This window comes from Roseateles sp. P5_B10 (assembly GCF_056400485.1).
Genome location: NZ_JBFULE010000187.1, coordinates 1 through 8123 on the forward strand (window position 1 = coordinate 1; position 8123 = coordinate 8123).

Sequence of the window (8123 nt, forward strand, 5' to 3'; positions counted from 1 at the left end):
GCTGCTGCGGCGCCGCCTGAGTGTGAACGAGCGACGCGGCAATGCCATGAGCTTGCTCCAAAGTTTTGCAGTTCTGCGGCGTGATACCGAGTGCCTGCATCCCCCTGCCGACCCCTGGCAGGTCCAGTTCGGACAGCATCCGCCGCCACTCCGCGGCCGAGCCTCTCTCGACTTCGAGAAACTGCTCTCGCTGCCAGCGTGCGAATGCCTCGGCCTCTGGCGAGTTCTTGAAAACCACCCCTGACTTTCCGTCCGAGGCGCGCACGGGGCGGCCGCCAGCCATCGGAATCTGCCCGACATGAGGCGCGGGTTGCCCGAGCAGGTTAGAAATACAAATGTTGGCGTGGTGAACGCACGGCACCCCGCTCAGAACTGGCGTCTTTTCAGCGATGACGCGTACCTCGCCCTCGGCGGTGCGCGTACTGCCCTCCTTCATGGTCTTGGCCAGGTCCGCAAGGGTCTCTACGAAGAAGAGCGGGCAAACGACCGGTATGAAGAAATGGTCGAACCACACCGATTCGTCGACCGACAGCGACTGCAGGAATGACTTGTCAAAGAGTGCGATTGGCCCCATCTCCGTCCACCTTGTTAAAAAAGTGCATCAATGCTGTAACGGGTTGGTTCCCCCACTTGCTCGGCAATATCTGGGCCCTAGGTCTGATTGGCAACTTCGTCGTTGCCCAGCAGGCGCATTGGGCCTGAGGTATCCATCGCACTCCAAGTTCAGGCGCCAAGCACGTTTCCCCAATGCTGTGGACCGGACTACCGCCCCACCCCAAAACTGCTCCGATAAGCCCTTGGCGCCAGCCCGAGCCGCGCCTGGAAGTGATGCCGCAGCGCCTGCACGCTGCCAAACCCAGCCTCGGCCGCGACGCTTTCGACCGGCAGACTGCTGGCCTCAAGCAGCCGTTGGGCCTCGGCGACGCGCTCGGCAATCAGCCAGTCGCCGGGGGATTGGCCGGTGGCCTCGGTGAAGCGGCGCAGCAGCGTGCGCGGGCTCATGGCGCTGGCCGCGGCCATGCGCTCCAGCGTCCACGGCGCGCGCAGATCGGCGCGCACCTGGTCCATCAGGCCGGACAGCCGGTTCGTGCGGTCGCGCGGCACCGGCCGCTCGATGAACTGCGCCTGCCCGCCGCCACGGTGGGCGGGCATCACCAGCCGGCGTGCGACGCTGTTGGCGGCTTCCACGCCGAAGTCGCTGCGCACGAGGTGCAGCATCAGGTCGATGCCCGCCGCGCTGCCGGCCGATGTGAAGACGCGGTCCTCCTCGGCGTAGAGCACGCCGGCATCGACGTCGATGGCCGGGTGGCGCTCGCGCAGCTTGTCGGCATAGCGCCAGTGCGTCGCGGCGCGGCGGCCGTCCAGCAGGCCGGTGGCGGCCAGCACGAAGGCGCCGGAGCAGATCGACGCCAGCCGCGCGCCGCGCTGCCAGGCTTTGCGCAGCCGCTTGGCCAGCGCGTCAGGCACTGGCACGTCGGCGCCTTTCCAGCCGGCCATGACGATGAGGTCGGCCCGGTCCAGCAGCTCGATGCCGCCGTCGCTGCTGACCGTCAGGCCGCCGTGGGCGCGCAGCGGCCCGGGCTCGACGGCGGCACTGGCGAAGCGGTACCAGCCCGGGCCCATCTCCGGCCGCGCCAGGCCAAAGACCTCGGCGGCAATGGCGAACTCGAAGGTGCACAGGCCGTCGTAGACCGGCGCGACGACAAGCGGCCCGGTTGTGGTGATGTCGTTTGGCGCGATCTTGTCGATACGGGTCATGGGCGCCAATTGTGGCCCCGGCCGGCTGTCGCGACCATGGCGGCACCTGTTTAACGGAGCCCACCATGCCTTCTCAAGTGACCGCCATTCCCGCCGCCCCGTCCGCGCAAGCCGAGGCCCACTTCGCCGCTGAGTTCACCTTCGAGGCCGACTGCTGGGACGTGCACGACGCGCTGGCCCAAGGCGCCGATTTCGTACTGCTGGACGTGCGCTCAGCCGAGCTGTTTGCCCGCGGCCATGTGCCAGGCGCCATCCACTTTCCGCACGGCAAGCTCGTCGAGAGCAAGCTGGCCGCGTGGCCCATGGACACCCTGTTCGTCACCTACTGCGCCGGCCCGCACTGCAACGGCGCAGCCCGCGGCGCGCTGCGGCTGGCGCGGTTGGGCCGGCCGGTGAAGATCATGGCCGGCGGCGTCACCGGCTGGCTGGACGAGGGCTTTGAGCTGGCGACCGCGGCTGTGCCTGCCTGAGCCCTGGACCGAGGCGCGGCTAGCATGTCGTGATGAAGATCCTCATGACCCTGCTGGCCGCCTTCTGCGTCACAAGCGCAGCCTCGGCCCAGACCCTCACCCTTGAACGCCTCACCGCTGACCCGCCGCTCGCCGGCCGCCTGCCGCGCCAGGCTGAGATCTCGCCCGCCGGCCAATGGGTCAGCTTCCTCCGCCCGTCGGCGGCGGACAGCGAGGTGCTGGAGCTCTGGGCCCAGCCCAGCGCAGGTGGCGAGCCGCGCAAGCTCGTCAGCGCGGCCGACCTGCTCGGCGGTGCCGCCCAGAAGCTCAGCGAGGCCGAGAAGATGGCGCTGGAGCGCCAGCGCATCAGCCAGCGCGGCATCACCGGCTACCAGTGGTGCGGCAGCGACGACAGTGCGTTGCTCTTTCCGCTGTCGGGTGACCTCTATCTGGTCAAGTTGAGCGCCGGGGGCCCTGAGGCCCAGCGCCTGACGAACACGCCCGACGCGCCCAAGCAGGACCCGCGCTGCGCCCCCGACGGCAAGACCCTGGCCTATGTGCAGGGCGGCGAGTTGATGGTGCTGCCCCTGCAGGCCGGCGCCCAACCGCGCCCGCTGTTCGGTGCGCGCATGAATCCCCGTGTGACCTGGGGCCTGGCCGAGTTCATTGCCGGGGAGGAACTGGGCCGGCATCGCGGCTTCTGGTGGAGCCCGGATGGGCGTCAGCTGCTGGCGCTGCGCGTCGACGAACAGCGTGTGGGCTTGAAGACGCGGGCGCAGATCTTTGCGGACCGCACCGAGATGACGGAGCAACGCTATCCGGCTGCCGGTGAAGCGAATGCCCAGGTCTCCGCCTTTGTCATCGGCGTTGCCACCGCTGAGGCGCATGCGCTGCAGTTGCCGACCGGCGCCGAGTACATCTCCCGCGCCGGCTGGTTTGCCGACGGCACGCCTTGGCTGCAATGGTTCAACCGCGACCAGACGCGATTGACGCTGACCGAGTTCAAACCCAATGCCGCGCCACACGACATCACCGTCGAGACCGATGCGGCCTGGGTCGAAGTCCATGACGATCTCATCGAGACGCCGCGCGGCCTGCTCTGGTCCAGCGAGGCAACGGGCCGGCGCCAGCTGCTGCTGGTCAACCGCGCGACCGGGCAGCGCACGCCGCTGACGCAGCAGGCCGAAGCGGTGGCGCATGCGGTGTGCGTGGGCGAGCGAGGCGTCGTCTTCGCTGCCGCCGGCGACCGCGGCAAGACCAGGGAGCTTTACCTGCAGCCGTTGGCCGGGGGCAAGGCCCAGGCCCTGCCGGGCATGGCCGAACGCCAGTGGCGCGATGCCAAGGCCGACAGAGCCTGCGCCCGCCTGCTCGTCACCCGCTCGGCCTGGGGCCAGCCACCGCGGCTGGAACTGCGCAGCCTGGGCCGCGACAGTGCCATCGCCCTGGCCGGTGACGCGCCCGACCCGGCGCTGGAGGCCTTCGCCAACGTCCCGCTGGCGCTGGACCTGACGGCGGCCGACGGCAGCACGCCGTTGAACGCCTTCTTCTTCGCACCCGCCAGCCGTCCCGGCCAGGGCAAGCACCCCGCCATCGTGCTGGCCTATGGCGGCCCGGGCTCCGCGACGGTGAACTGGGGCTGGGGCCGCGACATGCCATTGATCGCCTACTGGCAGCAGCGCGGCTATGGCGTGCTGATGCTGGACGTGCGAGGCATGGAGCACCGTGACCGCGCCTTCACGCGTGCCCACTACCGGTCCTTTGGCCAGCACGAAGTGGCCGACCTGTTCGCGGCCGTGCGGCAGCTGCCCGGCCGCGTGCCGGGCGTGGACGCGGCGCGCATAGGCTTCTTCGGCTGGAGCTACGGTGGCTTCCTTGGCGCGCGGGCGATGCTGGATGCCGACACGCCGTTCGCGGCCGCCGTCGCCGTTGCGCCGGTGACCGACTGGACGCTCTACGACACCGCCTACACCGAGCGCTATCTCGGCATGCCCGAGGGGGGCAAGGCGGTGACCTACGCCAGTGCCAATCTGCCGGCGCGCGCGTCGCTGCTGAGCAAACCGCTGCTGCTGGTGCATGGCACGGCAGACGACAACGTGCTGTTCGAGCACACGCTGCGCCTCGTCGAAGCCCTGCAGACAGCCGGCAAGACCTTCGACCTGCAGATCTACCCCGGCAAGGCCCACGGCATCGCCGGCCGCGCAGCGCGGCTGCATCTCTACCGCACGATGGATGCCTTTTTCGAGCGGCATCTGAAGCCAGCGCCATGAGCCTCGTCTACTCGACCGACGTCGGCCGGGTCTGCCCCGGTTGCGGGCAACCCATCGCTCAATGCGTCTGCAAGGCCAAGCTCCGCCCGGCGGGCGACGGCATCGTGCGCGTCAGCCGCGAGACGGCGGGGCGCAAGGGCAAGGGCGTGACCGTCATCAAGGGTCTGCCGCTGGACGATGCGGCGCTGACGGCGTGCGCCAAGCAGCTCAAGGCCCTGTGCGGCAGCGGCGGCACGGTCAAGGACGGCGTCGTCGAGATCCAGGGCGACCACCTCGACAAGGTGCTGGCCTGGCTGAAGGCGCGGCCCGAGGGCTGGACGGTCAAGCGCGCGGGCGGCTGATTGATTCCAGCTGCCCGCCATCGGGGCTGCGGTGCTGGTAAATGGGGCTTGCCCACGCTTGGCCCTCGTCAGAATCGTGGATGTGCCGCCAATGAAGACCCTCTAGCCTGATGACACAGGCGTCAGCGCGCCGTCCGCAAGTGTTAATGGAGGATCTGCTATGGCGACTTCAAAGCGTTGGACATCAGTGCCCTTGCTCGCGATTGCGTGGGTGGCGTTGGCTGGGTGCCGGCCTTCGGAGTCGGCGCCTGCCGCGGCGCGCGTGTCGCCCGAGGTCGAGGTGTGCGCCGGCGTCCACGCCATGATCGGCAAGGAGATCACGACGACATACGACATTTCGACGTCCAAGGGCATTGCGCTCAAGATTTCCGCGGCTGCCGAGGCGGATGTCGCCCGCTTGAAGGTCATCAAGGAAGCCAAGGGCGATGCCGGTGCCGGGGCGCAACTGGGCTCAGAGATCAGGGCTGTCGTTCAGACCAAGTCCCAGGTGACGACAGACTTCTTTCAGCAGGATCAGAGCTTCGCCCAGGCGGCCTGTTTCATCGGCTCGCTGCTCAATCGCGCGGACCTGTCGGCTGCCGACCAGCAGTTCTTCGAGCAGCAGCGTCGTGCGTTGGCAGTGAACAGGGTCGCCTACCTTGATGTGCTGACGGGTCTAAAAAAAAAGTAGCCCGGATCGTCATTGAAGGTGCGCTGCTCGCTTCGTACACCGCTTCAGACGACATGTCGAAATGGCTGGGCGATGCCGACGCCTACGTCAGTCAGACGCAGAGCGGCACGAGACGATTGATAGAAGCCCTGCAGATGATTCAGGCCGACCCGATGTACGTCGGGCATGTTTCCGACCGCCTGGTTCGCATGACGCCCTGGAGCGTCGAAAGGTTGAAGCATTACCTTGCCGACCCGGCCCTTCATCGGGAGCGACTCAACTACCACGTGTGCGCCATTTCATCCTCGATGGGAGAGCTGCTGATCCAATTGACTGAACCTCCGGCCTCGCTGAGCTGCCAGGGTCAGGATGTTCGCAGCCAAGCCTGCAGGGCGCTGATCGCCGCGGAACTGCAGAAGTTCGATTCGAAGGCCGGCGACATGCTCCAGACGGCTTGCAGGTGGGGGTAGCGATGCAAAGCTTGCGCTCTGCCCTCTCAAAGGCCAGCAAATCTGAGGATGCCTTCGCCGTCCAGGGTGCCGACCATGGCTGCATGCCAWCACGTCGAATTGCCCTTTCAACTGCGGTACTGCCGTTCATGGCGTCATGCGGCGGTTCGCCCGGTCCAGGCCCGCAAAGCGAGCGCAGCCTCCATGACCGCCAACTGCAGGACCTGCAGCAGGCGACGGCCGTCGTGGATGCCGGGACGACTTCGCTGCGCGCCTGGGCCCAGGAGGTGACGCTGGCAGCGGGATCGGCGCCTTCCATGCAAATCGATCCCGTCACCGGRCAGCCGCGTTTCGATACGCCTTCCACCGGCGCATCGATCAAGGTTTGGCTTGTCGGTGCCGCAGTTGTTGGCGGGGATGGCAAGCCGTTGCTGACGGCCTGGCAACCGCGAACGATCTGGGTGCTCAGGGGCAGCGACTACGTGTCTTCGCAGGACTTGACGTCGCCGCGGGAGGCTGTCTTCACGGCCGGATTCCCGCAGCCGCCGTTCTCGCGAGATGGTGCCTTGGTCGTCGTCGAGTTCGTCCAGGGCACGACGACGCGGCTGTCGGCGGTGTTGCCCACGTGGCTCGGCTAGCGAGGCGCCGAGGACGTTGTAAGTGCAACCGCGACAATCGGGCCGATGACCGATACCGCTTTCGACCGCCTGCCTCTCAGCCCCGCCATGCTGGCCAACCTCGGCCAGCTCGGCTATGCGCAGATGACGCCCATCCAGGCGGGCAGCCTGCCGCTGGCCCTGGCGGGCCGCGATGTCATCGGCGAGGCGCAGACGGGCTCGGGCAAGACCGCCGCCTTCGCCATCGCGCTGCTGCACCGGCTCAAAGCCGACCTGCCGCGCGTGCAGGCCCTGGTGCTCTGCCCCACGCGCGAGCTGGCCGACCAGGTCACGCAGGAAATCCGCCGCCTGGCCCGCGCGGCCGACAACATCAAGGTGCTGAGCCTGTGCGGCGGCAACCCCATGAAGCCGCAGATCGAGAGCCTGTCCTTCGGCGCCCACATCGTCGTCGGCACGCCGGGACGCCTCATCGACCACCTGGAGCGCGACACGCTGGACCTGTCGGCGCTGAACACCCTGGTGCTGGACGAGGCCGACCGCATGCTGGACATGGGCTTCCTCGACGACATCAAGGCGATCGCCAAGCGAGCGCCCGCCAACCGGCAGACGCTGCTGTTCTCGGCCACCTTCCCCGAGGGCGTGACCGAGATCGCCGCCAAGTTCATGCGCGAGCCGCAGACGGTCAAGGTCGCGGGTTCAACGAGTGCCGCGGCGTCGACCATCCGCCAGATCGCCTTCGAGGTGGGGGRGGGCGAGCGCCTGGACGCCGTGCCGCGCCTGCTGCGCGCCTTCCGGCCCGAATCGACGATCGCCTTCTGCAACACCAAGCAGCAGTGCCGCGACCTGGAGGCCGTGCTCGCCGCCCAGGGCTTCATCGCCCTGGCCCTGCACGGCGACCTGGAGCAGCGCGACCGCGACCAGGTGCTGATCCAGTTCGCCAACCGCAGCGCCTCGGTGCTGGTGGCCACCGACGTGGCCGCGCGTGGTCTGGACATCGCCAACCTGGCCTGCGTCATCAATGTCGACATCAGCGCCGACGTCGAACAGCACGTGCACCGCATCGGCCGCACCGGCCGGGCGGGTGCGGAAGGTCTGGCCCTGAGCCTGGCCAGCCTGGACGAGATGGGCCGCATCGGCCGCATCGAGCAGCTGCAAGGCCAGGAATTCAAGTGGCAGCCGCTGGATAGCCTTCAGGACGCTCCCGGCGGCCCGCTGCTGCCGGCCATGGACACGCTGCAGATCCTGGGCGGCCGCAAGGAAAAGATCCGCCCTGGCGACATCCTGGGTGCGCTGACCGGCGAGGCCGGCTTTGCCGGCACACAGATCGGCAAGATCAATGTGACCGACTTCCACAGCTATGTGGCCGTGGAGCGCGGCATTGCCAAGGAGGCGGTGCGCCGGCTGTCGCTGGGCAAGCTCAAGGGGCGCAAGGTCAAGGTCCGCCGGATGGCCGACCTGGAATAGGGCCTGTTAGCGCCACGGCAATGGGTCGCGAAGGCCCGCCGCAAGGGGCCAATCTAGACGCAGCGCGCCGCCCGCACTCGCGTGCGGGCCAGGGCTGCAACAACGAGTGGCCCCTTGCGGCGGGCCTTC

The 8123-nt window shown here is 68.1% G+C and carries 9 protein-coding genes; 7 read left to right on the top strand and 2 right to left on the bottom strand.

Going from position 1 to position 8123, the window contains the following annotated elements; all coding sequences use genetic code 11:
• Together AC1DU6_RS13575 and ftrA are read right to left on the bottom strand one after the other, a co-directional pair.
• Positions 1 to 574, bottom strand: a 574-nt coding sequence (locus AC1DU6_RS13575) for a hypothetical protein (protein ID WP_477857733.1), incomplete at its 3' end; no start/stop codon positions are given.
• Positions 575 to 762: 188 nt separating this feature from the next.
• A complete protein-coding gene (gene ftrA, locus AC1DU6_RS13580; RefSeq protein ID WP_477857735.1) occupies positions 763 to 1758 on the bottom strand; it encodes a transcriptional regulator FtrA in 996 nt (331 codons plus the stop codon).
• A 65-nt stretch (positions 1759 to 1823) separates the two neighbouring features.
• Between ftrA and AC1DU6_RS13585 the strand changes: the two genes are divergently transcribed.
• The 7 genes from AC1DU6_RS13585 (at position 1824) to dbpA (ending at position 7994) form a co-directional block, all read left to right on the top strand.
• Positions 1824 to 2228, top strand: coding sequence for a rhodanese-like domain-containing protein (locus tag AC1DU6_RS13585; protein WP_477857737.1), 405 nt, complete (start codon positions 1824 to 1826; stop codon positions 2226 to 2228).
• 32 nt (positions 2229 to 2260) lie between these two features.
• Positions 2261 to 4474, top strand: coding sequence for a S9 family peptidase (locus AC1DU6_RS13590; protein WP_477857739.1), 2214 nt, complete (start codon positions 2261 to 2263; stop codon positions 4472 to 4474).
• Positions 4471 to 4815, top strand: coding sequence for a translation initiation factor Sui1 (locus AC1DU6_RS13595; RefSeq protein WP_457324543.1), 345 nt, complete (start codon positions 4471 to 4473; stop codon positions 4813 to 4815). Before AC1DU6_RS13590 ends, AC1DU6_RS13595 begins: the two co-directional genes overlap by 4 nt.
• Positions 4816 to 5077: 262 nt before the next feature.
• The gene (locus tag AC1DU6_RS13600; RefSeq protein WP_477857741.1) at positions 5078 to 5485 is read left to right on the top strand and encodes a hypothetical protein; all 408 of its coding nucleotides are present in this window, start codon (positions 5078 to 5080) and stop codon (positions 5483 to 5485) included.
• A gap of 53 nt (positions 5486 to 5538) precedes the next feature.
• Positions 5539 to 5934: a hypothetical protein gene (locus AC1DU6_RS13605; protein WP_457324545.1), complete on the top strand. Its 396-nt coding sequence runs from the start codon at positions 5539 to 5541 to the stop codon at positions 5932 to 5934.
• 11 nt (positions 5935 to 5945) lie between these two features.
• A complete protein-coding gene (locus AC1DU6_RS13610) occupies positions 5946 to 6551 on the top strand; it encodes a hypothetical protein (RefSeq protein ID WP_477857743.1) in 606 nt (201 codons plus the stop codon).
• A gap of 45 nt (positions 6552 to 6596) precedes the next feature.
• Complete coding sequence (gene dbpA / locus AC1DU6_RS13615; protein WP_477857745.1) at positions 6597 to 7994, top strand: ATP-dependent RNA helicase DbpA; 1398 nt, start codon at positions 6597 to 6599, stop codon at positions 7992 to 7994.
• Positions 7995 to 8123: the final 129 nt, after the last annotated feature.

Coding starts and splice junctions, on each gene's coding strand:
- ftrA (WP_477857735.1), bottom strand. CDS start 1,758: ATGACCCGTATCGACAAGATCGCGCCAAACGACATCACCACAACCGGG.
- AC1DU6_RS13585 (WP_477857737.1), top strand. CDS start 1,824: ATGCCTTCTCAAGTGACCGCCATTCCCGCCGCCCCGTCCGCGCAAGCC.
- AC1DU6_RS13590 (WP_477857739.1), top strand. CDS start 2,261: ATGAAGATCCTCATGACCCTGCTGGCCGCCTTCTGCGTCACAAGCGCA.
- AC1DU6_RS13595 (WP_457324543.1), top strand. CDS start 4,471: ATGAGCCTCGTCTACTCGACCGACGTCGGCCGGGTCTGCCCCGGTTGC.
- AC1DU6_RS13605 (WP_457324545.1), top strand. CDS start 5,539: ATGTCGAAATGGCTGGGCGATGCCGACGCCTACGTCAGTCAGACGCAG.